Annotated in this window: 22 protein-coding genes and 1 tRNA gene; 13 read left to right on the top strand and 10 right to left on the bottom strand. The window is 72.6% G+C overall.

What is annotated here, in order from left to right:
* Nucleotides 1-128 precede the first annotated feature (128 nt).
* Together ACWD6P_RS08575 and lon are read left to right on the top strand one after the other, a co-directional pair.
* Nucleotides 129-974, top strand: a complete 846-nt coding sequence (locus tag ACWD6P_RS08575; RefSeq protein ID WP_451443284.1) for a pentapeptide repeat-containing protein — start codon at nt 129-131, stop codon at nt 972-974.
* 120 nt (nt 975-1094) lie between these two features.
* Complete coding sequence (gene lon, locus ACWD6P_RS08570; RefSeq protein WP_451443283.1) at nt 1095-3527, top strand: endopeptidase La; 2433 nt, start codon at nt 1095-1097, stop codon at nt 3525-3527.
* A 158-nt stretch (nt 3528-3685) separates the two neighbouring features.
* On the opposite strand, the gene ACWD6P_RS08565 is transcribed toward lon, so the two are convergent.
* The gene (locus ACWD6P_RS08565) at nt 3686-4546 is read right to left on the bottom strand and encodes a lysozyme (protein WP_451443282.1); all 861 of its coding nucleotides are present in this window, start codon (nt 4544-4546) and stop codon (nt 3686-3688) included.
* 277 nt (nt 4547-4823) lie between these two features.
* Here ACWD6P_RS08565 and ACWD6P_RS08560 point away from each other — a divergent pair, with 277 nt between their 5' ends.
* Nucleotides 4824-5327, top strand: coding sequence for a MarR family winged helix-turn-helix transcriptional regulator (locus ACWD6P_RS08560; protein ID WP_451443281.1), 504 nt, complete (start codon nt 4824-4826; stop codon nt 5325-5327).
* A gap of 377 nt (nt 5328-5704) precedes the next feature.
* On the opposite strand, the gene ACWD6P_RS08555 is transcribed toward ACWD6P_RS08560, so the two are convergent.
* Nucleotides 5705-6550, bottom strand: a complete 846-nt coding sequence (locus ACWD6P_RS08555; protein WP_451443280.1) for a hypothetical protein — start codon at nt 6548-6550, stop codon at nt 5705-5707.
* A 608-nt stretch (nt 6551-7158) separates the two neighbouring features.
* Between ACWD6P_RS08555 and ACWD6P_RS08550 the strand changes: the two genes are divergently transcribed.
* The 5 genes from ACWD6P_RS08550 to ACWD6P_RS08530 all read left to right on the top strand — a co-directional run bounded on the left by ACWD6P_RS08550 (nt 7159) and on the right by ACWD6P_RS08530 (nt 13067).
* Nucleotides 7159-10104, top strand: coding sequence for a sensor histidine kinase (locus tag ACWD6P_RS08550; protein ID WP_451443346.1), 2946 nt, complete (start codon nt 7159-7161; stop codon nt 10102-10104).
* A complete protein-coding gene (locus ACWD6P_RS08545) occupies nt 10101-10595 on the top strand; it encodes a roadblock/LC7 domain-containing protein (protein ID WP_451443279.1) in 495 nt (164 codons plus the stop codon). Before ACWD6P_RS08550 ends, ACWD6P_RS08545 begins: the two co-directional genes overlap by 4 nt.
* Nucleotides 10592-10999 (top strand): DUF742 domain-containing protein, encoded by a 408-nt coding sequence (locus tag ACWD6P_RS08540; protein WP_451443278.1) that lies wholly within the window; start codon nt 10592-10594, stop codon nt 10997-10999. Before ACWD6P_RS08545 ends, ACWD6P_RS08540 begins: the two co-directional genes overlap by 4 nt.
* Nucleotides 11000-11036: 37 nt before the next feature.
* On the top strand, nt 11037-11654 hold the full coding sequence (locus tag ACWD6P_RS08535; RefSeq protein WP_451443277.1) for a GTP-binding protein: 618 nt from the start codon (nt 11037-11039) through the stop codon (nt 11652-11654).
* 162 nt (nt 11655-11816) lie between these two features.
* Nucleotides 11817-13067, top strand: a complete 1251-nt coding sequence (locus ACWD6P_RS08530; protein ID WP_451443276.1) for a styrene monooxygenase/indole monooxygenase family protein — start codon at nt 11817-11819, stop codon at nt 13065-13067.
* A 57-nt stretch (nt 13068-13124) separates the two neighbouring features.
* On the opposite strand, the gene ACWD6P_RS08525 is transcribed toward ACWD6P_RS08530, so the two are convergent.
* From ACWD6P_RS08525 to ACWD6P_RS08515, 3 genes are all read right to left on the bottom strand, one after another.
* A complete protein-coding gene (locus tag ACWD6P_RS08525) occupies nt 13125-13385 on the bottom strand; it encodes a hypothetical protein (RefSeq protein ID WP_451443275.1) in 261 nt (86 codons plus the stop codon).
* 36 nt (nt 13386-13421) lie between these two features.
* Entirely contained in the window at nt 13422-14162 is a 741-nt protein-coding gene (locus tag ACWD6P_RS08520) for a TetR/AcrR family transcriptional regulator (protein ID WP_451443274.1), read from the bottom strand.
* Between the two features lie 72 nt (nt 14163-14234).
* Nucleotides 14235-15182, bottom strand: coding sequence for an AurF N-oxygenase family protein (locus ACWD6P_RS08515; protein WP_451443273.1), 948 nt, complete (start codon nt 15180-15182; stop codon nt 14235-14237).
* Nucleotides 15183-15386: 204 nt separating this feature from the next.
* Here ACWD6P_RS08515 and ACWD6P_RS08510 point away from each other — a divergent pair, with 204 nt between their 5' ends.
* Entirely contained in the window at nt 15387-16496 is a 1110-nt protein-coding gene (locus tag ACWD6P_RS08510; protein WP_451443272.1) for a ferritin-like domain-containing protein, read from the top strand.
* A 79-nt stretch (nt 16497-16575) separates the two neighbouring features.
* On the top strand, nt 16576-17460 hold the full coding sequence (locus ACWD6P_RS08505; RefSeq protein ID WP_451443271.1) for an ADP-ribosylglycohydrolase family protein: 885 nt from the start codon (nt 16576-16578) through the stop codon (nt 17458-17460).
* A 16-nt stretch (nt 17461-17476) separates the two neighbouring features.
* Here the strand turns inward: ACWD6P_RS08505 and ACWD6P_RS08500 are convergent, their stop codons facing one another.
* The 4 genes from ACWD6P_RS08500 to ACWD6P_RS08485 form a co-directional block, all read right to left on the bottom strand.
* Nucleotides 17477-17965: an HD domain-containing protein gene (locus ACWD6P_RS08500; protein ID WP_451443270.1), complete on the bottom strand. Its 489-nt coding sequence runs from the start codon at nt 17963-17965 to the stop codon at nt 17477-17479.
* A 123-nt stretch (nt 17966-18088) separates the two neighbouring features.
* The gene (locus ACWD6P_RS08495) at nt 18089-19540 is read right to left on the bottom strand and encodes a penicillin-binding transpeptidase domain-containing protein (RefSeq protein ID WP_451443269.1); all 1452 of its coding nucleotides are present in this window, start codon (nt 19538-19540) and stop codon (nt 18089-18091) included.
* Nucleotides 19537-20940, bottom strand: a complete 1404-nt coding sequence (locus ACWD6P_RS08490; protein WP_451443268.1) for an FtsW/RodA/SpoVE family cell cycle protein — start codon at nt 20938-20940, stop codon at nt 19537-19539. Before ACWD6P_RS08490 ends, ACWD6P_RS08495 begins: the two co-directional genes overlap by 4 nt.
* 83 nt (nt 20941-21023) lie before the next feature.
* A complete protein-coding gene (locus ACWD6P_RS08485; RefSeq protein WP_451443267.1) occupies nt 21024-21404 on the bottom strand; it encodes an SH3 domain-containing protein in 381 nt (126 codons plus the stop codon).
* Between the two features lie 592 nt (nt 21405-21996).
* Between ACWD6P_RS08485 and ACWD6P_RS08480 the strand changes: the two genes are divergently transcribed.
* Complete coding sequence (locus tag ACWD6P_RS08480) at nt 21997-23283, top strand: cytochrome P450 (RefSeq protein ID WP_451443266.1); 1287 nt, start codon at nt 21997-21999, stop codon at nt 23281-23283.
* Between the two features lie 174 nt (nt 23284-23457).
* Here the strand turns inward: ACWD6P_RS08480 and ACWD6P_RS08475 are convergent.
* A tRNA-Arg gene (locus ACWD6P_RS08475) sits at nt 23458-23529 on the bottom strand.
* A 232-nt stretch (nt 23530-23761) separates the two neighbouring features.
* On the opposite strand from ACWD6P_RS08475, the gene ACWD6P_RS08470 reads away from it, so the two are divergent.
* Nucleotides 23762-24277 carry a response regulator gene (locus ACWD6P_RS08470; RefSeq protein WP_451443265.1) on the top strand — a complete coding sequence of 172 codons (516 nt, stop codon included), beginning with the start codon at nt 23762-23764 and terminating at the stop codon, nt 24275-24277.
* 139 nt (nt 24278-24416) lie between these two features.
* The gene (gene nrtL / locus ACWD6P_RS08465; RefSeq protein ID WP_451443264.1) at nt 24417-25436 is read left to right on the top strand and encodes an ArgS-related anticodon-binding protein NrtL; all 1020 of its coding nucleotides are present in this window, start codon (nt 24417-24419) and stop codon (nt 25434-25436) included.
* Nucleotides 25437-25453 lie beyond the last annotated feature (17 nt).

Below are 25453 nucleotides of genomic sequence, written 5' to 3'. Positions count from 1 at the left end.
CGGTTCCCCGGCGGTTCCCTTGCGGCCGGAACCGGCCGGGCACGCCGTTCCGCTGCGGCCTGGGAGAATGGACGTTCTTCCAGGCGCCGCCGCGTGCGGCGCACACCGGCCGCAGGAGAATCCGCACCTTGTCCTCAGACCGCGCGCAGCAGCGCAAGCAGACCATCCCGGACACCGCTGAGCTCGGCCTTAAGTCCGACTGCGGCAGCTGCTTCGGGCTGTGCTGCGTCGCGCTGCCGTTCGCGGCCTCGGCGGACTTCGCGATCAACAAGGACGCCGGCCGCCCCTGCCCCAACCTGCAGACCGACTTCCGCTGCGGCATCCACGCCGATCTGCGCACGCGCGGCTTCTCCGGCTGCACGGTCTTCGACTGCTTCGGCGCCGGGCAGAAGGTCTCCCAGGTCACCTTCGGCGGACAGGACTGGCGCAAGGCACCGGGCACCGCCCGGCAGATGTTCGACGTGTTCCCCGTGATGCGGCAGCTGCACGAGCTGCTGTGGTACCTCGCCGAGGCGCTCACCCTGCGCGCGGCCCGCCCGGTCCACGCCGACCTGCGGGCCGCCCTGGAGCGGACCGAACACCTCACCCGCGGCAGCGCGGAAGACCTCGCGGCGCTGGACGTGCCGGCCCACCGCGGCGAGGTCAACGCCCTGCTGCTGCGCACCAGCGAACTCGTACGGGCCCAGGTCCCCGGCCGCAAGAAGGAGCGGCGGGGCGCCGACCTCATGGGGGCCCGCCTCAAGGGCGCCGACCTCCAGGGCGCCAACCTCCGCGGCGCGTACCTGATCGCCGCCGACCTCAAGGGCGCCGATCTGCGCCGGGCGGACCTGATCGGGGCCGATCTGCGCGACGCCGACCTGAGCGGGGCCGACCTCACCGGCGCCATCTTCCTGACCCAGTCCCAGCTGAACGCGGCCAGGGGCGACGCCGCCACCAAGCTGCCCGCGGCGCTGACCCGCCCCGCGCACTGGTAGCGGGGCGCTCCCCGGCGCCCGCCCCGCCCGATCGCTCACAGCGAACGCGCGCGGGGGAACAACTCCCCGGTCCCCGGCATTGAGTGGGTAAAGCTCAACTTGATTGCCGAAGGGGAGATCATGGCTTCGACGTCCACATCGCTCACTCTGCCCGTGCTGCCCCTCGATGACGAGGTCGTGCTCCCCGGCATGGTGGTGCCGCTGGACCTGTCCGACGCGGACGTCCGCGCGGCGGTGGAGGCCGCGCAGGCCGCCGCCGCCCCGGGCAGCAAACCGCGGGTGCTGCTCGTGCCCCGCATCGACGGCACGTACGCGGGCATCGGCACGCTCGGGCGCGTCGAGCAGGTCGGGCGGCTGTCCGACGGCGACCCCGGCGCGCTGATCCGGGGCCTGGGCCGGGTACGGATCGGCTCCGGCACGACCGGGCCCGGCGCCGCGCTGTGGGTGGCGGGCACGACCGTCGAGGAGCAGGTCCCCGCTGGGCCCGATGGACAGGGGCTCCCGGGCACCGTCGCCGAACTCGTCACGGAGTACAAGGCGCTGGCCACGAGCTGGCTGCGCAAACGCGGCGCCTGGCAGGTCGTCGACCGCGTCCAGCAGATCGAGGACGTGGCGGCGCTGGCCGACAACTCGGGCTACTCGCCCTTCCTGACCACCGAACAGAAGCTCCGGCTGCTGGAGACCACCGACCCGGTCGCCCGGCTGAAGTTCGCCACGGAGGCGCTGCGCGACCACCTCGCCGAGCAGGACGTCGCCGAGTCCATCGCCAAGGACGTCCAGGAGGGCGTCGACAAGCAGCAGCGGGAGTTCCTGCTGCGGCGGCAGCTGGAGGCCGTCCGCAAGGAACTCGCCGGGCTGAACGGCGATCCGGAGGACGAGGGCGACGACTACCGCGCCCGGGTCGAGGCCGCCGACCTGCCCGAGGACGTCCGCAAGGCCGCCCTCAAGGAGGTCGACAAGCTGGAGCGGGCCAGCGACCAGAGCCCCGAGGGCTCGTGGATCCGCACCTGGCTGGACACCGTCCTCGAACTGCCGTGGAACGAACGAACCGATGACAGCGCTTCCGCCCACGACATCGCCGGAGCCAGGGAGATCCTGGACGCGGACCACGCCGGCCTGGAGGACGTCAAGGAGCGGATCACCGAATACCTGGCCGTCAGGAAGCGGCGCGCCGAGCGCGGCCTGGGGCTGGTCGGCGGCCGCCGGGGAGGCGCGGTGCTCGCACTGGTCGGCCCGCCCGGCGTCGGCAAGACCTCGCTCGGCGAGTCCGTCGCGCGCGCCATGGGCCGCACGTTCGTCCGGGTCGCGCTCGGCGGCGTCCGCGACGAGGCGGAGATCCGCGGCCACCGGCGGACCTACGTCGGCGCGCTGCCGGGGCGCATCGTCCGGGCGATCAAGGAAGCCGGCTCGATGAACCCCGTCGTCCTCCTCGACGAGATCGACAAGCTCGGCTCCGACTTCCGGGGCGACCCGGCCGCCGCGCTCCTGGAGGTCCTCGACCCGGCGCAGAACCACACCTTCCGCGACCACTACCTGGAGGTCGAACTCGACCTCAGCGACGTGGTCTTCCTGGCCACGGCGAACGTCCTCGAAGCCATCCCCGAACCGCTCCTCGACCGGATGGAGCTGGTCCGGCTGGACGGCTACACCGAGGACGAGAAGGTCGTCATCGCCCGCGACCACCTGCTGCCCCGTCAGCTGGAGCGGGCGGGCCTGGATTCCGGCGAGGTGGTCCTGGAGGACGCCGCGCTGCGCAAGCTGGCGGGCGAGTACACCCGCGAGGCGGGCGTACGGAACCTGGAGCGGGCGATCGCCCGGCTGCTGCGCAAGATCGCCGCCCAGCACGAAACCGGCGAGCGCGAGCTGCCGTTCACGGTCGGCGCGGACCAGCTGCGCCCGCTGATCGGGCGGCCGCACCACACCCCCGAGTCCGCCCAGGACCCGGCCGGGCGGCGGACGGCGGTGCCCGGTGTGGTCACCGGCCTCGCGGTCACCGGCGCCGGCGGCGATGTGCTCTACGTGGAGGCGTCGCTCGCCGATCCGGAGACCGGTGCGTCCGGGCTCCAGCTGACCGGCCAGCTCGGCGACGTGATGAAGGAGTCCGCGCACATCGCGCTGTCGTTCCTGCGCTCCCACGGCGCGGAGCTGGAGCTTCCGGTCGCCGACCTGAAGGAGCGCGGCGTCCATCTGCACGTACCGGCGGGCGCCGTCCCCAAGGACGGGCCGAGCGCGGGCGTGACGATGACGACGGCGCTGGCCTCGCTGCTGTCGGGTCGGCAGGTCCGGCCGGATGTGGCGATGACCGGTGAGGTCTCGCTGACCGGGCGGGTGCTGCCGGTCGGCGGCGTCAAGCAGAAGTTGCTCGCGGCGCACCGGGCCGGGATCACGACGGTGATCATCCCCAAGCGGAACGAGCCCGACCTGGACGACGTCCCCGCCGAGATCCTCGACGCCCTGGCGGTCCACCCCGTCGCGGACGTCCGCCAGGTCCTGGAGCTGGCGCTGACACCGGCGTCGAACGGTGCCGTGCCGGAGATCCCCGTCGCGGCGTGAGGGACGCACGGGGAGACGGAAGGGGCCCCTGCCGCACGGCTCGTGCGGCAGCGGCCCCACCCGCGTACGGACACGCCCGCGGACGGGGCCGTTCACCCGCCGTCAGCCGTCAGCCGTCAGCCGTCAGCCGTCAGCCGTCAGTCGTTCGCCGCTAGCGGCTAGCCGTTCGCCAGCGCCTTGAGCCGGTCGTAGGCGCCGTTGAAGCGGTTGTGGTCACCGACCGTCGGGCCGGTCGAGGTGTACTGCCAGATGGTGTGGAAGCCCCAGCCGGCCGGGAGCTCGCCGACCGAGGAGCCGTAGCGCGGCACCCACAGCGGGTTGATCGCGCCGAAGGCGGACGAATTGCCGGTGCACTGCTTCCACCAGCCGGTGGAGGTGTAGATGACCGCGTCCCGGCCGGTACGCGCCTTGTAGGTGGCGAACCAGTCCTTCATCCAGTTGACCAGACCGGCCGCGCTCAGCCCGTAACAGGTCGCGCCGTAGGGGTTGTACTCCATGTCGAGCGCGCCGGGCAGCGTCTTGCCGTCCCTGGACCAGCCGCCGCCGTGGTCGACGAAGTAGTTGGCCTGGGCCGCGCCGCTGGAGGTGTTGGGCGTGGCGAAGTGGTACGCGCCGCGGATCATGCCCGCGTTGTAGGAGCCGTTGTACTGCTGCGCGAAGTACGGGTTGGTGTAGCTGGTGGACTCCGTCGCCTTGACGTAGGCGAAGCGGGCGCCGCTGTTCCAGAGCGTCGACCAGGCGACGTTGCCGTTGTGGCTGCTGACGTCCACGCCCTCCACGGACGCCGCGAGCGAGGATGCCGGAGCGTCGGTGCCGGCCGCGGTGCCTTCGTGCTTGGCGATCTGCGAGCCCGCCCAGTCCTGTTCGGGGTGGGCGGGTTCCGGTGCGCGCCGCGGGGCCGCGGCACCGGCGGTGCCCGGCAGGCCGACGAGCAGGGCGAGGACCGCGAGAAGGGCCCCGGCCAGGAACGCGAGGGAACGGGCGGGGCGGTGGGGGAAGCCGGATCTGAGCACGGTCATACGTGTCTCCGGAGATCTCGGTGGGTGACCTGAGGGGGGATGATCTGACGGCATGACGCAGAGGCGATGACACGGAGGTGCGCTGTGCATGACGCGCGGCGGAACCTTTGATGCGGCCCGCCCTTTGGTGTGGCCATGCCAGATATCACGATACGCGCGTAGACCGGCGGGGTAAAAGGGGGTTGCCGGGCTGCCGTTGGTCTAATCCTGCGAAATACTGGCCGAGCTGCGGCTTCGGCCGCCGAGGCCGGAAACTTTCAGATGAGGGAAAGCGGGAATGGGCGCTGACGTGCACAACACCGGAGGCGACGGTACGGCGCCGGACAGCGAGCCGACCGGTGTCGACCACGAATTCCTGGCCCTGGAACGGGAATTGGCGGTATTTCTCCGCCGCGCCCGCGCCTCTTCCGGCGAACTGGCCCGTGAGGTGCACCCCGATCTGGAGCCCGCCGCGTACGGGCTCCTCGTCCGGCTGGCCGACGCCGGTGCGCAGCGCGCCACCGACCTCGCCGGCTTCTTCGGCGTCGGCAAGGCCACGATGAGCCGTCAGCTGCACGCCCTGGAGAAGCTGGGACTGGTCGCCCGCGCACCGGACCCGGCCGACGGCCGCGCCGTCCTCGTCCGCATCACCGACGAAGGCCGCGCCCGCTTCACCCGCGTCCGCAACGGCCGCCGCGCCCAGTACGCGCGCCGCCTGGCCGCCTGGGACCGCGCGGAGGTGGCCGAACTGGCGCGGCTGCTGCACCGCTTGAACACGGAGCAGGAGGGGGAGGAGGGGTAGGGGACGGTCGAACGCATCCCGTAGGGGGTGCGAGGTCCCCCTGCGGGGCCACAACGTGGTGGGTCCGGGAGGTATTCCGACGTGCGGCCCGAAGCGTGGCATTCCGGAACACGCACGCCCCCTGCGGCGCCACCGCTCCAACGGCGTCACCGTTCCAACGGAGGCACCGCTCCAACGGCGCCACCACCCCTGCAGCGTCACCGCCCCTACGGCGCCACCAAACCTCCTACGCCACCGCCCCCGACGGCCCCACGTCCTACGGCGCCACCGCTCCTACGGCCCCACCGCCGCCTACAGCGCCACCGCTCCTACAGCGCCACCGGCTCCTACAGCGCCACCGCTCCAACGGCGCCACCACACCTCCTACGCCACCGCCCCTACGGCACCACGAAGATCACCGCCGCGTCGTCCCGTGCCTTGCCGCGGGGATGGGTGTGGCTCTCCGGGTCCGCCGCCTCCGCCGCCCGGACGCGGTCGATGAGGGACTGCGGGCCGTGCTCGGTCAGCAGGCCCACGCAGTCAGACCAGGAGCCCTCTCCGAAGACCTCGACCCAGCGGCTCGCGCCGTCGGTGAGCGCCGTCAGTGAGCGGACCTCGGCGCGCGGGGTGCGGCCGGTCACCGCGCGGGCGGCCACGGACGGGTCGGCGGCCGCGGTGAAGAAGCCGCCCTCGGCGTTGCGCAGCGCCTCGACCGCGCGGCCGTACGCGCGGCCCGCGGCGGCCCGTTCCGCCGAGCCGCGTGGCAGCGCCCGTACGGCGGCGCGCTGCGCGCGGACCGCGGGCGGCAGCTCGTCCAGCCGCGGATCCAGCACCGGCTGCACCGCACCGTCCGCCCGCTCCAGCAGGAGCACCGAATCCGACAGGACGAGGTGCTCGACGGTGTCCGCGGACCACCGTGCGGCCACCACGGTTGCCTGCGGAGTGCGCACGTGAGAAAGGTCACAGGTGTCCCGGTGGAGATCGGCCGTCCGGGAGATGGCCGCGGCGAGCGCCTCAGGGAGCGTCATATCCCGGTGTGAAACCGACAGTTCGAGCAGCGCGCCGCCGAGCCGCGCGGTGAACCACGGCACCGTGTGGAGGCACCCGTAGTCCTCCGCGGGCGGCGTCACCCCGTCGAGCAGGACCAGGACTCCGCCCTGGCCGGAGGCCGGCAGGGCGACCGATGCGTAGTCCTCGTTTGGGCGTTGGGGATCGCCCGGCTCGGTGGCGAGTTCGATGCGCATGGCCGCAAGTCTGCCGGAGGCCGCAGTTTCGCCCCGCTGACCGGGCGCGTGCGGCGGCGTCGGCGTACCGCCAGGTCAGCGGCGTACGGAAGGCGGGAGCCGGCGTTCCTGCGGCGTGCGGGCGGGCATCCTTCCAGGAGCGGGACGCATCTCCAAACCCGTCCGGGGTCGGGCGGGGGGCGCCGCCGAAATCGTTGCCGCGCGGAAGTTGATGGTCAAACTCCGATTGATGTTCACTCCTTCGGGTGGCCAGGCATGTGTTGCCGGGCCGCTGCGTGGCGCCGGTGGAATGGTCGTTGCCCGGTCAAGGGGCGGGGGCCAGGACGTCGTTGCGACGCGCAGAGCCGGACTGTTTACCCTCGCGGAAGTGTGTGCTGCTGCGGTGTGCGCGCAGGTCCGCCCCGCGAGCGGCGAGCGAGCCGGGTCCGCGACGCCACACGGCGTGGGCAGGCGAGACAGGAATGCGAGCAGCGGTGCGGAAGATGCGGCTTCGGGGCGGCGCAGGGAAGCCGGGTTCACCGGCCGGTTCGGTCTCGGGACCGGGTACGGGCTCGGGCCCTGGCACGGCGGCGGGCGGCGAGGACCTCGCGGGACGGCGTCCCGTGCGGGTGCGCAACCGGCTCGTCGGAGCGGTGGCCGTGGTCGCCGCCGCGGTCCTCGGCTCCGGCGCCCCCGGCCTGGTCACCACGGCCGACAACGCCCACGACAGCCAGCGGCTGGTCGACCTCGCCGAGTTGAACGCCCGCGCCATCGCGCTCGCGCACTCCCTCGCGGACGAGCGCGACGCGATGACCGCCCACGCCGCCGCCGGACGGGCCGCCCGTACGGGTTCCGGGCCCGGCGCATCCGGTGCGGCCGGAGGTGCGGCCGGCGGCGCGGCCGGTGCCGCCAACGGAGCGGGAACCGGACGTACCGGAGCCAATGGCGCGGGGGCCAACGGCACGGGGTCCGACGGCGCGGGGGTCAACGGCACCGGGACCCACAGCACCGGGACCAACGGCACCGGGACCAACGGCACCGGGGCCCGCAGCGCCGCGGCCCGCGCCGCCGGATCCAAGGCCGCCACCGCCTCCGGGCCCCAACGCGCCCGCGTCGACCGGCAGATAGGGGAGCTGCGCTCCGAGGCCCAGGACGCCTCGGGCGACACCCCGGTCTACAAGGCCGCCGCCAAGCTTCTGGCCGCACTCCCGCAGACCCGTCAAAAGGCGCTGGCCGGTACCGATTCGGCCGAACGGGTCTATACCGCCTACACCGAGGTCATCCAGGCGCTCGGCGCGATCGGCGACACCATCGCCCGCGGACTGCCCGCCCGCGCGGACTCCGCCGACGCCGACACCCGCGCGCTGCCCGCCCTCGGCCGGGTCACCGACCAGGCCGGCGGCACCCGCGCCCTGCTGCTCGCCGGACTGGGCGCGGGCGGCAGCCAGCCCCGGCTGACCGCCCTCGCCCAGGTCGCGCACCTCCGCGAACAGGGCGCGCTGGGCGACTTCCGGCAGTTCGCCGGCCAGGGCGCCAAGGACCGCTACCAACGCACCGTCAACGGCGCCGACGTCGATGCCGCCGAGCGCTATCTGGCCCGGCTGACCGACCAGCCCCGCCTGGACGCCACGGACCTGCGGCTCAACCGCCAGAAGGTGGCCGACACCCTCACCACCCGCATCGGGCTGATGCGGGGTGTGGAGTCCGCCATGGCCACCGCCGACATCGAGCGGCTCGGTGTGCTGCGCGACGACGACGTGACGGAGCTGGAGATCCGCATCGGCCTGGCCGGGCTCTGCCTGCTGCTGGCCGTCGGCGCCGGCATCTGGGCCGCCCGTACGCTCACCCAGCCCCTGGCGGCGCTGCGGATCGGCGCCAAGCGGGTGGCCGGCGACCCCGCGCAGGAGGAGCCCATCGCCTACAAGGGCCGCAACGACGAATTCGCCGCCGTCGTACGGTCCGTCAACGCGCTGCACGCCCAGGTGGGCGAGCTGGCGCGGCGCACCGCCGAACTGGAGGGCGAGCGCAAGCGGCTGGTCGGCGGCCGGCAGCGGCTGGTCGCCGAGCGCGAGGTCCTCCAGGAGCAGAGCGCCTCGCTCAAGGACGAGGTGGCCGACCTCACCGAGCGCCTGGCCACCGCGCAGACCGGCGTGCACGGCCGGTTCGTCAATCTTTCGCTGCGCACCCTCGGCCTCGTGGAGCGGCAGCTCGCCGTCATCGAGTCGCTGGAGGCGAGCGAGCAGGACCCGGAGCGGCTGGCGACCCTCTTCAAGCTGGACCACTTCGCCGCGCGGATGCGCCGCAACAGCGAGAACCTCCTGGTCCTGGCGGGTGCGGAGCACCACGGTGGCGGCCACCAGGGCCCGGTACCGCTGCTGGACGTGCTGCGCGCCGCGGTCAGTGAGATCGAGCGGTACGAGCGAGTGCGCATCGAGTCGCTGCCGCCGCACGCCCAGGTCGCCGGGTTCGCCGCGGACGACCTCAGCCATCTGGTCGCCGAACTCCTGGAGAACGCCACCGCGTTCTCGCCGCCGGACGCCCATGTCGAGCTGTCCGGCTGGCTGATGGAGAGCGGCGAGCTGATGCTCTCGGTCCAGGACGAGGGCATAGGGATGACCGCCGAACGGCTGGCCGAGCTCAACGAGCGGCTGTCGGACGCCGAGGCCGCCTCGTCCTCCGAGACCGTCGACGAGGCGCTGGGACTCGGCCTGTACGTCGTGGTGCGGCTGGCCGCCCGGCACGGCGTCCGGGTGCAGCTGCGGGACGCCAAGCAGGGCGGTGTCACCGCCGTCGTCGTGCTGCCCGGCTCGATCCTGCCCACCCGTCCTGCCCCGTCGTCCACCCCGGCGGACTCGCGCGAGGTGGCGTACGCCCCCGCGCTGCCCGGTTCCGCCGCCGAGGCGAACTCCAACACGCTGCAGACGCGGGTGCGTTCGGCGGATCCGGCGACCGCCACCGGAACACCCGCCCCGGATGCCGGTCCGGACGCCGACGCCGCCCCGGATGCCGGTCCGGACGCCGCCCCGGAGGCCGCCGCGGACGCCGCGGACGCCCCGGCCGCCGCGGACGCCGGTCCCGGTGCCGCCCCGGACCCCGACCCGTTCGTCACCGCCGCCGAGCGCGCCCTCGACGCGGCCGGGCCCGCCGCCACCGGCGACGACGAGCACACCCGTGCCGAGGACGAGGCGGGCCCCGCCGCGGACCCGGCGGCAGCGCCTGCGCCGGACAGCGCCGGGCCCGCGGCGTCCGACCCGTACGCCATCGGCCCGGACCAGCACACCAGCGCCGCCGAACCGCCCCGGGAGAAGCGGCGGACGGCCACCGGCCTGCCCAAGCGCACACCGCACATCGTGGCGCAGCAGCAGGCGCCCGCCGCACCGCGCAAGGGCGGTTCGGCCAACGCCGAGGCGCTGCGCCGCCGGCTCGGCGGATTCCAGCAGGGGGCGCGCGACGGCCGCCGCGAGGTCGAGGACGAGATCGCGGAACGTACGGCGGAACAGACCATTCCACAGACCGACACCGACGGAGCGGGGGCCCCGGGAGAGAGCGACATCGCCGAGGAGGCACGCGATTGAAGGCCCAAGCGACCACTGCTCACGGAAAAGGACTGAGCAGCCAGGCACAGAACCTGCACTGGCTGCTGACCAATCTGGTCGACGAGGTGCCGGGCATCCGCTCGGTCGCGGTGGTCTCCTCCGACGGCCTGCTGTTGCTGAACTCCGACCCGGACCGGGCGCAGGAGACGGCGAAGCCGGGTGACGGCGCCGGGCCGAGGGGATCCAGCGCCGACCTGGCCACCATCGTGTCCGGGCTCGCCAGCCTCACCCAGGGCGCCGCGAAGCTGATGGACGGCGGGGCCGTCAAGCAGACCATGATCACGATGGATGAGGGCAGCGTGTTCGTCATGGCGATCAGCGACGGCTCGCTGCTCGGTGTGCACGCCGCCCCGGACTGCGACATGAGCGTCGTCGCCTACCACATGGCGCTGTTCGTCGGCCGGGCCGGCCATGTCCTGACCCCCGAACTCCGCAGCGAACTGCGCAAGTCGATGGAGAGCGCCCAGTGAGCAAGACGCCCGAACTTCCCATACGCGGCGGGGACCGCAAACCCGCCCGGGTACGGCCCTACTCGCTCACCGGCGGGCGGACCCGCTTCGGCCATGTGCTGCTCGTCGAGACGTTCGTGGCCGCGCTGGAGGCCCCCGAAGAGCGCCGCGAACTGGCGTCGACGGAAGGCCGCTGGGTCGAGCGGGTGATGCCCGAGATGCGCGCGATCGTCGAACTGTGCCGCAGGATGCGCTCGGTCGCGGAGATCTCCGCGCTCCTCAAGATGCCGCTCGGCGTGGTCCGCGTGCTGCTCAGCGACCTCGCCGACCAGGGAAAGATACGCGTTTACGGCACCGGGCACGGCACCGGCCGGCCGAACCGCGCGCTGCTCGAAAGGGTGCTGGGTGGACTTCACAGGCTCTGACACGATATCGGCCGGGCCGACGACGACCGCCGGTGGTGTGGATCAGGCCGACCCTGCGGCCCCGGCCGCCGACGCGGGGCTGCACGGCTGGCAGACCGACCGTTCGCGGGCGCCGATCGCCACCAAGATCGTGGTGGCCGGCGGCTTCGGTGTCGGCAAGACCACCTTCGTCGGCTCGGTCTCGGAGATCACTCCGCTGCAGACCGAGGCGGTGATGACCCGGGCCAGCGAGGACACGGACGATCTGAGCGCCACCCCGGAGAAGACCACGACCACGGTCGCCATGGACTTCGGCCGGATCACCCTCGACCAGGACCTGGTGCTGTATCTGTTCGGCACGCCCGGACAGCAGCGGTTCTGGTTCATGTGGGACGACCTGGTGCGCGGCGCGATCGGTGCGGTCGTGATGGCCGACACCCGGCGGCTGGAGGACTGCTTCCCGGCGCTGGACTACTTCGAGAGCTGCGGGCTGCCGTACGTCGTCGCGGTCAACCACTTCGAGGGGACCGAGTCGTACGCCGTGGAGGACGTCCGCGAGGCGCTCACCGTCCCGGCACGGGTACCCGTCGTGATCATGGACGCGCGCGAGCGGGCCACGGTGGTCTCCTCGCTGCTCGCGCTGGTCGGCCATGCGCTGGAGGACGCGCCGGAGTAGCCGGGCCCGCCGTCCGCGGCCCCGTCCTCCTGAGGGCCCGTCCTCCTCAGGGGCCCGTCCTCCTGAGGGGCCGCCTAGGGACGCCTCCACTCCAATCCCACCCCTCACCCCAGCCCCACCCCTCACACCCCCGGACACGCAGTAACAGAGAAGAGTGCCGCCATGCGGAAAATCCTCATCGTCGGAGCCGGCCAGTCCGGTCTCCAGCTCGCCCTCGGCCTCCAGGCCAAGGGCTACGAGGTCACCCTCATGTCCAACCGCACCGCCGACGAGATCCGCTCCGGCCGGGTCATGTCGACCCAGTGCATGTTCGACACCGCCCTCCAGCACGAGCGCGACCTGGCGATCAACTTCTGGGATAGCCAGGCCCCGCGCATCGAGGGCCTCGGCGTCTCGGTCGCCGCGCCCGGCAGCCATGACGGGCCCGACGGGTCGCAGCGCGCCATCGACTGGGTCGGCAGACTCGACGGCTACGCCCAGTCCGTCGACCAGCGGGTCAAGATGGCCGGCTGGATGGAGACCTTCGCGCAGCGCGGCGGCCAGCTCGTCATCCACGGTGCGGCCGTCTCCGACCTGGACTTCTTCGCGAGCCGCTACGACCTGACGCTGGTCTCGGCCGGCAAGGGCGAGCTGGTGTCCATGTTCGGCCGGAACGCGGAGCGCTCCCCCTACGACACCCCGCAGCGCGCGCTCGCGGTCTCCTACGTCCACGGCCTGGGCCCGCGCCCGGAGCACCCCGAGTACGACGCGGTGCGCTGCAACCTCGTCCCCGGCGTCGGCGAGCTCTTCGTCATGCCGACCCTCACCACCTCCGGCCGCGCCGACATCCTCTTCTGGGAGGGCATCCCCGGCGGCCCGCTGGACGTCTTCCAGTCCATCAAGGACCCCGGCGAGCACCTGGCCACGACGCTGGAGCTGATGGAGAAGTTCCTGCCCTGGGAGTACGCCCGCGCCACCAAGGCCGAACTGACCGACGCCAACGGCACGCTGGCCGGCCGCTACGCCCCCACCGTGCGCAACCCGATCGGGCGGCTCCCCTCCGGCGGTGCGGTCCTGGGCGTCGCCGACGTGGTCGTCGCCAACGACCCGATCACCGGCCAGGGCTCCAACTCGGCCTCCAAGTGCGCCGCTTCCTACCTCGCCGCCATCGTGGAGCGCGGCGAGGAGCCGTTCGACGAGGAGTGGATGCAGTCCGCCTTCGACCGCTACTGGGACACCGCCCAGCACGTCACCAAGTGGACCAACGCGATGCTGGCCCCGCCGCCGGAGCACGTCCTGGGCTTCATCGGCGCGGCCGGCGGGCTCCAGGCGGCCGCCGACCGCTTCGCCAACGGCTTCAACGACCCGTCCGACTTCGAGAACTTCTTCTACGAGCCGGACAAGACGAGCGCGTACCTCGCGTCGCTCGGCTGACCCCGTGCCGTCGCGCCCGCGGCGCCGTGCCCCGGGCGCGGCGCCGCGGCGTCGGCGTCAGCGGCTCCAGGGCCACTTGCGGCCCCGTGCCCCCGACGTGCCCTCCGGGTCGTACTCGTACTTCCAGCCGCTCGGCAGGCCCAGGCGGCTCACGCGTGCGGGGACCCGGCGGTAGAGGTGCAGGGTCGGCGGCCGGCCGTCGTCGTTGGGGACCGGGATCTCATAGGTCTTCGGCGGCTGACCGGTCATACCGACCAGTACGGGAAGGACCCTGCCGTCCAGGGGCCCGCCGACGAAGAGGGTGTTCTCGCTTCGCACGCCCCCAGTCTTCCATCACCGGCGCACAAGCGCTGGTCACAGCAGGTGCGCGGCGTCACTGACGACGGGCAGGACGCGCCGGGACAGATCGCCGACCGGACCGTCGGCGGTCTCCAGCCGCAGTGCCGCCCGGGTCACCCGCGCGGTCTGCGGGTCGCGGGACGCGCTCGCCGTCAGCAGCGCGATGAAGTGGTCCACCAGCCAGTCCCGCAGCTCGTCCAGGGCGGGCTGCTTGTCCTCGTCGAGCCAGATCAGCGAGGCGCCCTCGACGGCGGTGATCCACATGCGGACGGTCATCCGCAGCCGGACACCGGGCTCCGGCTCGCCCAGATGACGCAGGATCTGGTCGGCCGCGGCCCGCCGTACCTCGTCCACGATCGCGGACGTACGGGAGGTCTCCACGACGCTGCCGCCCTGGAGCAGCGCGCTGAACCCGGCGTCGTGCTCGTCGACGAACGCCAGATAGCGGTCCAGCGCACGCGACAGCCGCCGGGTGAGCGGCCCGGTCTCCGGCTCGGCGAAGCAGCGCTCCAGGATGTCGGCCGCACTGCGCAGCGCGGCCTCGTACAACTGCTGCTTGCCGCCGGGGAAGTAGCGGTAGACGAGCGGCCGGGAGACCTCGGCGGCGGTGGCGACATCGTCCAGCGAGACGTCCTCGGGCGCGCGCTGGGCGAACAGGCCGAGCGCGGCGGCGAGCAGTTGGCTGCGGCGCTGCTCGACGCTCAGCCTGCGATAGGCGGGTCGGGGTACTGCTGGGGCGGTGCCGCTGCCGTTCATGAACAGCAGCGTAACCGGCCCGGAGGTCGGCTCGTACACCTGCTCGGGTCGCGCCGGAGGGATCCGGGCGCTTCAGGCCAGCAGTCCCGAACTGCGCCACAACCTGCGGCCCACACCGCGCAGAACGCCGATCTCGTCGAGGAAGTCGGTCAGCCGCCGGGCGCCGGACTGCATCACCTCGCGGCGGTGGCCGCTGGCCTTCACCTGGGCGACGGCCTCCCGTTTGTCCAGCCCGACGTTGGCGTAGACGTCCGGGTTGACGAACGCGACGGAGAAGACCCGGGCCGCCTCGCCGCAGCTGATACGGGTCAGTTCCCGCTCCCAGCGCGGTGCGGTGACCATCTGGCGGCGCAGCTCCTCGCGCGCGTAGCGGACATGGCGGGCCTCCTCGACGACATGGATCCGGGTCACCCCGCGCACGAGGGTCTGCACCCGCTCGTCCGGGAAGGTCAGCCGCTGCATCCAGTCCAGGATCTCCTCGCCGAGCAGGGTGCAGGCGAACGAACCCGGGGTGGTGGAGACCGTCTTGAGGATCCGGGCGAGGTTGTGGTTGAGGCGTGAGACGGGGTACGTGGGCGCCCCGCCGTGCTGGATCATGCGGGCGAACATCTTGGAGTGCCGGCACTCGTCGGCTATCTCGGTGAGGGCGTAGCGGACATGCGCGCTGGTGACCGGCTTGTCGTAGATGTGCCGTACCAGCAGCTGCATCAGGATGATCTCGAACCAGATGCCCAGGGAGGCGAGCGAGGCGGCCTCGTGCCGGGAGAGGTCCTGCTGCCGCTCCCTCGACATCCGCCTCCACAGCGGGGTGTCGTAGAGCGAGACCAGCTCCGGGGGCCAGAACCACTTGCCCTCTTCGAGGGGCGCGTCCCAGTCGAGTTCGGTATCGGGGTCGAAGGAGTGTCTGGCGGAGGAGTCGAGCAGCCGCTCGGCGACCTGCTCCCGGTCCTTGAGCAGGCCGAGGGCGTCCCGCAGGACTTCGGTGTCCGTCACGGTCATTGCGGTGGGCGCGCTCGTCATGGCGGTGGCTACCTCGCTTGGGGTCGGGGCCGGGCCGGCGAACCGGGGTCTTGGCGGGCCCGGTTCGCGGCCAGGTCTTATGAGACTGCGTGTCAGTAAGCGAGTCAATCCCTCGCGCACGACTTATTGACCCGCCAGTAAGAAGCGTGTGAGCCTGCCAACCACCGCCCGGGACAAGGCGTTCGGCGAGCCGAGGAGGCGTCCGTGTCGACCCGAGATCTCTATGTGCAGGACCCCGGCGACCCCCTGTGGCAGGTGCCCGCCTCCGGCGCGGCCCGCTTCAGCTGGGAGTACGACGACGGCCGCGACCGGCTGCTCGCGCTCTACCAGAAGGGCAAGGACAAGCAGTGGGACGCCGGTCTGCGGATCGACTGGGACCTGGAGGTCGACCCCAAGGACCCGCTCGGCACACCGGACGAGTCCATGTCCCTGTACGGCACGAAGTACTGGGACAAGATGACCGAGAAGGACCGCGGGGACCTGCGCCAGCACTACACCTCCTGGCAGTTCAGCCAGTTCCTGCACGGCGAGCAGGGCGCGATGGTGTGCGCGGCGCGCATCGTGGAATCCGTTCCCGACCTCGACGCGAAGTTCTACTCCGCCACCCAGACCATGGACGAGGCGCGGCACGCCGAGATCTACAGCCGCTTTCTGAAGGAAAAGATCGGGATGCTCTACCCGGTCAACGACAGCCTCCAGGCACTGCTCTCCGACACCCTGCGGGACTCCCGCTGGGACATGCCCTACCTCGGCATGCAGGTGCTGATCGAGGGCCTCGCGCTGGCCGCCTTCGGCATGATCCGCGACACCACCAACAAGCCGCTGCCCCGGCAGATCCTCGCCTACGTCATGCAGGACGAGGCGCGCCATGTCGCCTTCGGGCGGATGGCCCTGCGCGACCACTACAAGCAGCTCACCGACGCCGAACTGCGCGAACGCGAGGAATTCGTCATCGAGGGCTGCTACCTGATGCGCGACCGGCTGCGCGGCCTGGAAGTCCTGGAGAACTTCGGCATTCCCCCCGCAGAGGCCGCGGAATTCACCGAGCGCTCCGAATTCCTGCACCTCTTCCGCAAACTGCTCTTCAGCCGGATCGTGCCCTGTGTGAAGGACATCGGCCTGTGGGGCGAACGGCTCCAGCGCGCCTATGTGGACCTGGGCGTCTTCGAGATGGGCGACTCCAACCTCGACCTGCTGATGGCCCAGGACGAGGAGCTCGCCGAGAAGCTCGACGCCGAACGCTTCGCGGCCGAGGAACAGGCCCGCACGGCGGAGGTGGCGGAGGCGATCGCGCAGGGGGCGGCGGAGGACTGAGCGGCGCGTCGGGGCCTGCCCGACGGGTCGGGCCCCCGGCGGTTCCCGGCGGCCGGGCGCCGCATGGCAGGATCCCGGCATGGACGACCGACGCCGGGCCGCCGCCTGCGCCAGCATCGAAGGGCTGGCGTACGGCGATGCCTTCGGGGAGCGCTTCTTCCCGCTCTTCCGCCCCGTACCCGAATCCCGCCGGCTGATCGCGGACCGCCGCACGCCACCGGATCCGCGCTGGTGCTGGACGGACGACACCGCCATGGCGCTGGATCTGCTCGCGGTGCTGGAGGAGCACGGCGAGGTGGTGGAGCGGGCGTTGGCACAGCGGTTCGCAGCCACCTACGAGGCCGACCCCGGCCGGGGCTACGGCTCCGGTATGCACGCCCTGCTGCCGCGCGTCGGTGCGTCCCCCGACGAGTGGGAGTCGCTGGCCACCGCCCTCTTCGGCGGCGAGGGCAGCCTCGGCAACGGCGCGGCGATGAGGGTCGCGCCGCTGGGCGCGTGGTTCCACGACGACCTGGACCGCGTCGTCGAGCAGGCGGCACGTTCCGCCCGGGTCACCCACGCCCACCCCGAGGGCGTCGCGGGCGCGGTCGCGGTGGCCGTGGGGGCGGCCCTCTCCGCGCGGGGCGAGGCCCCGGACCTCGTGACGGTGGCCGCCCGTACCCCGGACGGGGCGGTACGGCAGGGCCTGCTGCGCGCCGCCGAACTGCCCCCCGCAACCGACCCCGCCGAGGCCGCCGAGGCCCTGGGCAGCGGCCGCCGCATCCGCGCCGACGACACCGTCCCGTACGCCCTGTGGTGCGCGGCCCGGCACCCCGACGACCTCCCGTCCGCCCTGTGGACCACCGCCGCGGGCCTGGGCGATGTCGACACGACCTGCGCCATCACCGGCGGGGTGGTGGCGGCCCGTACGGGCGTGGCGGCGCTTCCGCAGGAATGGCGCGAGCGCCGGGAGCCGCTGCCCTAGGGCACGACGCAGGCCCTCACTCCAGCCCCAACAGCCCCCGTACCCGGGCGTACTTCGCCGTCAGCCGTTCCCGTGTCGGTGCGTCCAGTACGGCCAGCCGGGCCGGGTCGGCGTTGTGTGCGAGGTCGGACTCCTTGACCAGCAGCGCGCCGGGTGTGGCCAGGATGCGCGCGGTGTACTCCTCGACCGGCTCGCCCCTCCGCTTGGTGACCGCCAGGATCATCGCCTTGGTCGGCTCGCTCAGCGCCGCGCCGGCCAGCCACTCGTGGCTCAGCGCGTCGTCCTCCACCGCGTCGTGCAGCCAGGCCGCGGCGATCTGCTCGTCGCTGCCGCCGCGTGCGCGCACGCCCGCCGCGACCGCCGCCAGATGCTCGGCGTACGGGCGGCCCGCCTTGTCGGTCTGCCCCGAGTGCGCGCGCCGGGCCAGCGCCTCCACCTCGGCCAGGGACAGCAGCGGGGCCCGGTCCGCCGGCACGGACGGGAGGGGCGGGGGAGCGTCGGCCATAGGGCCATTGTGACGCGGAGAGCGTCGGCCATGCGGTTGTCGTGACGCGGGGAGCTCAGCCCTGCGGTCGTCGTGACGCGGGGAGCGGCGCGGTGGGCCCTCGTGCCGGATCCGCGCGGGTGCTCAGCGTGCCGCCGCCATCACCGCACGGGCGATCGGCGCCGCACTGCCCCCGCCGCTGATGTCCGCGCGATCGGCGGCCGCGTCCTCGACGACCACGGCCACCGCGACCGTCGGCTCCTGGCTGTCCCGCTCCCTCGCCCAGGAGATGAACCAGGCATATGGCGTGCCCTCGTTGTGCTCGCCGTGCTGGGCGGTGCCCGTCTTGCCGCCGACCGTCAGGCCCTTGACGGCGGCGCGGCGGCCGCTGCCGTGCTCGACGACGTCGATCATCAGCTCCTGGAGCTGCTGCGCGGTGGCCGGCCCGACCACCTGGTGCGTGGGCCGGGTCGGACCGGCCGCGACCGTGACCCCGCCGGCGTCGGTCACCTTGTCGACGAGGTACGGCGGCGTCAGCTGCCCCCCGTTGGCGACCACCGCCGAGACCATCGCCATCTGGAGCGGGGTGGCGGCGGTGTCGTACTGCCCGATGGCGGAGAGCGCGACCTGCGCGGGGTCCATCCGCGTGTCGAAGGTGCTCGGCGCGACCGGCGAGGGGATCCGCAGCCGCCGGTCGTTGAAGCCGAACCGGCGGGCCGTATCGGCCATGCCGCGCAGGCCCACCGCGGTGCCCAGCCGCGCGAAGACGGAGTTGCACGAGGCCCGGAAGGCGTACCTGAGCGGGGCGTTGGCGCAGTCCTCGGCCGCGTTGCCGAGCCGGACGGAGCTGCCGGGCAGCGGATAGGGATCCGGCGAGTCGGTGGGGGCGTCGATGTCGGTGACCGCGCCGCTCTCCAGCGCGGCCGCCGCGGTGACGACCTTGAAGGTGGAGCCGGGCGGATAGGTCTGCTGCAGCGCCCGGTTGAGCATCGGCCGGTGCGCGGCACCGTTCAGCCGGCGCCAGGCGTCACCGACCGGTGTGCCGTTGCCGGACAGCTCGCCCGGCTCGTACGACGGCGTGCTCACCAGCGCCAGGATCCGCCCCGTCCGGGGCTCGATGGCGACCACCGCGCCCTGTTTGCCGCCCAGCCCGGCGAAGGCGGCACGCTGCATCCGGGGGTTGATGGTGGTGTGGACGTCGCCGCCCCGGTGGCGGGTGCGGGTCAGCTGGTCCCACCAGGGGAAGACGCTGAGCCGCTCGTCGGCGCCGGAGAGGATGCCGTCCTCGGCCCGCTCCAGCAGCGAGGTCCCGTAGGTCTGCGAGGAGTAGCCGGTGACCGGGGCGTACAGCGGCCCCTCGGTGTAGGTGCGCTCGTAGCGCAGCCGGCCCCTGCTGTCCCGGGACCCGGAGATGGGCCTGCCGTCGACGAGCAGCGCGCCGCGCGGCTTGGCGTAACGGGCGATCGCCACCCGCCGGTCGGCCGGACTGGCGCCGTAGCGCTCCGCCTCGAAGACCTGCACCCGCGCGGCGTTGACCAGCAGCGCGACCAGGAGCAGCAGACAGAACGCGGCGGTGTGGCGGATGCAGCGGATCAACGGACGGCCTCCCAGCTCCCGCTACCGTCCGCCACCTCGCTCCCCTCCGGCCGGGGCGTGCGCGCCCGGTCGCTGATCCTCAGCAGCAGCGCGATGATGATCCAGTTCGTGACGACGGACGACCCGCCCTGCGCGAGGAACGGCATGGCCATACCCGTCAGCGGGATCAGCCCCATCACCCCGCCCGCGATGACGAAGACCTGGAGGGCGGGGAGCGCCGCCAGCCCGACGGCCAGCAGGCTGCCGAACGGGTCGCCCAGCCCCAGCGCCGCCCGGTAGCCGCGCGCCACCAGCAGCGCGTAGAGCAGGAACAGCGCGGTCAGCCCGGCCAGCCCCAGCTCCTCGCCGAACGTCGCCAGGATGAAGTCGGACTTCATGGCGAAGCCGATCAGATACGAGTGGCCCTGGCCGAGGCCGGTGCCGAGCATCCCGCCGGCGGCGAACGCGAAGAGCGACTGGGCGAGCTGGCCCGGCCCCCGGCCCTCCGCGATGCCGGTGAACGGGTGCTGCCAGTCCTCGACCCGGCCGTGCACATGCGGCTCCAGCGTGCCGACGGCGGCCGCCCCGATCCCGGCCAGCAGCAGCCCGACCGCGATCCAGCCGGTCCGTCCCGTCGCCACGTACAGCAGCACGACGAAGATCCCGAAGAACAGCAGCGAGGTGCCCAGATCGCGCTCCAGCACGAGTACGGCCACGCTGACCAGCCAGATCGCGACGATCGGCCCGAGCACCCGGCCGGCCGGGAGCTGGAGGCGGGCCACCCGGTGGCCGACCCGTGCCAGCGCGCCGCGGTTGGCGGCGAGATAGGCCGCGAAGAACACCGTGATGAGTACCTTGGCGAACTCCCCGGGCTGGATGGAAAATCCGGCGATACGGATCCAGATCTTCGCCCCGTTGACGGCGGGGAAGAGGATCGGCGCGACCATCAGGAGCAGCGCCAGCGCCGCGCAGCGGTAGGCGTACCGCTGCAGCGTGCGGTGGTCGCGCAGCAGCACCACCACGGCGATGCAGAGCATGACCCCGACCGTCGACCACATCAGCTGGGTGGGCGCGGCGTGGTCGGCCGGGGTCTCCAGGTCGAGCCGGAAGATCAGTACCAGGCCGAGGCCGTTGAGCAGCACGGCGGTGGGCAGCAGCAGCGGGTCGGCGTAGGGGGCGCGAAGGCGTACGGCGAGATGCGCGAGCAGCGCGAGTCCGCCGAGACCGGCGCCGTAACGCAGCGCACCGCCCGGGAGGGCGTGCCCTCTGGCCAGCCCCACCACGGCGTAGCCGCACACGCTGATCAGCACGGCGCCCACGAGCAGGGCCAGTTCGACCCCGCGCCGCCTGGGCAGGAGCGGCAAGGGTGGGGGAGTGTCCGCCGGGCGCGCGGTGGCGGCCGCCCTTGCCGTTGCCGTCATGTCTGGCAACGTAGCAAGCGGCGGCCGCTATTTCCGTTATGTCGGATACGGCGTTCGGGGCGTCGGCGCGGGCCCGCCCCGCCTCAGCACCAGCGGGGTTCCTCCCCGTCGTGCACGATGTGGCGCTCCGAGGACCAGGCGTACGAGGAGTCGCTGAGCTTGTACCAGACGGGGTTGCCCTCGACGCGCTGCCCGTTGACCCGGCAGACGATCCCGACGACTGTCCCGTACTGCTTCGAGCCGACCACGCGGTAGTGCTTGCTCGGGCCCGTGCGCACCACGAGGCCCTCCTTGGCCACCACGTGGCCCTCGTAAACGGGGGTGCTGCTGCCCTCGCCGTCGCGGCCGTCGGCACCGGCCGCCGTGGCCGGTCCTGTCATGAGGAAGCCGGCCAGCATCCCGGAAAGGGCGCACAGGGCGAAAATGCCGGACTTCGACCTCGGAAACATGCGCTTCGGAAACATGCACGTCCTCCTGCGAAAGGGAGAGTCCTGCGAAAGGGGGAGTGGAATCGAGTGGGGTTACCGGGCGTCACGGGACGGACGGGTCGGTGTCTGCGGACCGCTGTCGCGCGCCGCGTCCTGTCGCCTACCTCGCACTCATCTCACGCTAAAGAGGCTCCGAAGGGTCCGCAACTTGTCACGGTGCGTGACGGGCGGACGTGCGGGGTGCGCCGCCGGGCCCGCGGTCAACCCGCTTTCGCTGACGCCCCGTTGGTTCGCCGCTGCGGGAGTCTGGCGCCGGGCATGCCCAGGGGGAGCGCCGGGGGTGACTCGGGGGGCTCCCAGGGGTATCCCGGGTTGTTCCGTCAACGCGGCCAATGGCACTTTGTAAACTCGTCCAGACCGAAAAGAAGAAGGCCGAGCTCGTCACGCTGATGCGGGCGACCGAAGACACCGGTCGATGGCATGGACCTGCGCCATGACCACCGCAAGCGAGGGGCTATGGCGTACGACACACCCGTGCACGCCGAGTGGAGGTCCCGTGCTGTCCCGGCCGTCTCGGGACGCCGAGTGCGGGTGACCGTCCCCCGCGACGAAAGGCAGTATTAGCGTCATGACGACTCTCCGTTCCCGGATCATCGCCTGGGCCGGCCGCATGTATCTGGCGAGAACGAGGAAGAAGGGATTCGACCTGTCTCGAATGTCTTTCTTGCCCGAGTCCGTCCTGATGCCCTTGCGCCGCGAGGGACTCGACCCCGTGGGCGATCTGGCGGCCGTCCGGGAGCGGGAGCCGATCAGCAAGCTTCCGGTGCCGATAGCCGCGAACGTCTGGCTGGTCACCGGATACGACGAGGTCAAGGCCGTGCTGGGCAAGGCCAATGCCTTCAGCTCGGACTTCACCAACCTCGTCGGCCAGGCCGGTGCCGGCGCCGAACAGAACCCCGGCGGCCTCGGATTCGCCGACCCGCCCGTGCACACCCGTCTCCGCCGGCTCCTGACGCCCGAATTCACGATGCGCCGCCTCGGCCGGCTCACCCCGCGCATCCACGAGATCGTCGAGGAGCGCCTCGACGCCATGGAAGAGGCGGGCAAAAACGGCGACCCCGTCGACATCGTCCACGCTTTCGCCCTGCCCATCCCCTCCCTCGTCATTTGCGAACTCCTCGGCGTCCCTTACGAGGACCGCGCCGACTTCGAGCGCCTCAGCGCGGCCCGCTTCGACCTTTTCAGCGGTGCGAACGCATCCTTCGGCGCCATATCCGAGTCGCTCTCCTATTTCCGGGACATCGTCAAGAAGCAGCGCGAGAATCCGGGCGACGGCCTGCTCGGCATGATCGTCAAGGAGCACGGCGACTCGGTCAGCGACGAGGAACTGGCGGGCCTGGCCGACGGCGTACTGACCGGCGGCTTCGAGACCACCGCCAGCATGCTGGCGCTCGGCGCCCTCGTCCTGCTCCAGGACCCGAAGCACTTCGCGGCCCTCCACGACGGCGATGACGTCGTCGACCGCTATGTCGAGGAGCTGCTCCGCTACCTGACCGTCGTACAGGTCGCCTTCCCGCGCTTCGCCCGCGAGGACCTGGAGATCGGCGGTGTGCAGATCGCATCCGGAGACGTCGTGCTGTGCTCCCTGAGCGGCTCCGACCGGGACGGCAAACTGGGCCCGGACATGGAACAGTTCGACCCCTCGCGCAACGTCCCCTCCCATCTGGCCTTCGGCTACGGAATCCACCGCTGCGTGGGCGCCGAACTCGCCCGCATGGAACTCCGCGCCGCCTACCCCGCCCTGGTCCGCCGCTTCCCGCACATGCGCCTCGCCGCCAAGCCGGAGGACCTGGAGTTCCGCAAGCTGTCGATCGTCTACGGCATCGAGTCGCTGCCGGTCCGCCTGGACGGCTGACCGCGCCCCCGCCCGGCCCCGGCCGGCACCCGCCCCAGGGCCGGGTGCCCGGCCGGCGCCGCCCGGCACCGGCCTGCGCGGCCCCGACCGTTCCGCCCCGTGACCCCGCATACGCGAAGACCCCGGCCTCAGCGTCTCCGCTGTGGCCGGGGTCTTCGGACACCTCGTACAAGGTGCCCCCGGCAGGATTCGAACCTGCGCACACGGCTCCGGAGGCCGTTGCTCTATCCCCTGAGCTACGGGGGCGTTGCCGCCGTTTGTGTGGCGACGGGTAGAACCCTACCAGCTCTGATGGGGTGTTCATGAACAGGTTTCGCGGGAGGCGGGAGAGGGTGCGGGGGGAGCGCGCGGGAGGGCGGGGCGGGGGTCTAGCGCATCGCGCGGGTGTGCCGGCGAGGGTCCGGGAAAGGTCCCCCGCATGGGGGCGGAAGTGGTCAAAACCGGGACGGCGCCGCAGGTGGGCACCTAGTCTCATGGTGTGCCTGGCTTGTCCGGTCGGATCCTGGTTGTCGACGACAACAAGGTGATCCGGCAGTTGATCAGGGTCAATCTCGAGCTGGAGGGCTTCGAGGTCGTGACCGCGTCTGATGGTGCCGAATGTCTGGATGTCGTGCACCACGTAAGACCCGATGTCGTGACCCTCGACGTGGTGATGCCGCGGCTCAACGGTCTGCACACCGCGGCGCGGCTGCGCTCCGATCCCCGCACCTGGGACATCCCGATCGCGATCGTCAGCGCGTGCACCCAGGGCGAGGTGAACAACGGCGAGACGGTCGGGGTCGACGCGTTCCTGGCGAAGCCGTTCGAGCCGACCGAGCTGGTGCGGACCGTGGGGAAGCTGGTGCGCGAGGGGCGGCAGCGGGAGCGCGGGCCCGAGGGCGCCGCGGGCAAGGAGGACGGCGGGGGCGAGGACGGGGAGAGCGACCGGGGCCGGGCGGGCCTGGTCGAGGCGGCCGGCGGGGAAGCGGGGCCGGTGGTCTGCCCCGGCGGCTGAGACCGGGTTCGCCGTCGGCGGCGGGTGAGGACCCGGTGGCGGCCGAGCGGGGCCGGTGGACCGGCCGGGCCCGCGCGGGAGTGTCCACAAGGCGAAACCGGGTCGCATGGATGCCCCGGTTCTCCCATACGCTTGTCCCGTGACCCCCGCTGAGCTCTCCCGTACCGTCCTGCGCTCCGTGCGCGGCGCCGTGGAGGAGCAGGAGCTCTCCGTGCCCGTGCCGGCGCGGATCGTCGTGCAGCCGCCGCCGCGGCCCGGGTGCGGGGACTACGCCTCCAATGTCGCGCTCCAGCTCGCCGGTCCGGCGGGACGGCCGGCCCGGGAGGTCGCCGAGATCCTGCGCAAGCGGCTGGCCGGGAGCGCCGGGATCGCCCGGGTCGAGATCGCCGGACCGGGCTTCTTGAACTTCACGCTGGGAGAGGGCGCACAGGCCGCTCTCGTACGGGACGTGCTGGCCCAGGGCGACGGGTACGGCGACCGGAGTGCGCGGGACGGCGGGGCTGCCGCCGGTCCCGTGGCCGGGGGCGGCGCCCGCGAGGTGGTCGTGGCCGAGGCGCTGGCGCGGATCGAGGCGGCTGCCGGGAGCGGCCCGGCGGCGGGTCCGGCGGCCCGGCGCGACGGGGCGAGCGCCGTCCCGGAGGAGCTGGCCGCGCTCATCAGGCGTCTGGGCCCCGACGAGGCCCGCTGGGTCCTGCTGCGGCCCGCCGCCCATGATCCGGTACGGGTGCCCGAGCGTCCCGTGCAGCGGGAGAGCAATCCGCGCTTCCGGGTGCAGTACGCACATGCGCGCAGCCGGGCCCTGGTGCGCGGCGCGCGCGAGCTGGGGTTCACGAGCGAGCCCGGGGAGGTGGGCACCCCGGCGGCGACCTGCGCCGCGGACGGGCCCGCCGTACTGCAGACGCTGCACACGCTCCTGGCCACCTACCCCTTCGTCGTCGACACCGCCGCGCGGCTGCGGGCGCCGGACCGGGTGGTGCGGCATCTGGAGGCGACGGCGGACGCGTTCTCCCCATGGCAGGCCGCCTTCGCGCCGCTGCCCGTCGGGGACGAGAAACCCTTGGCCGTGCATCGTGCCCGGCTGGCCCTCGCCGAGGCCGCCGGAACGGTGCTCGCCAACGGCCTGCGCCTGCTCGGCATCTCCGCTCCCGAACACCTCTGATGAACGAATTTTGAGGG

The sequence above is a fragment of the Streptomyces sp. NPDC002446 genome (genome assembly GCF_053595675.1).
Note: the sequence above shows the minus strand (reverse complement) of the source record. Positions and strands in the feature narration are given on the sequence as shown.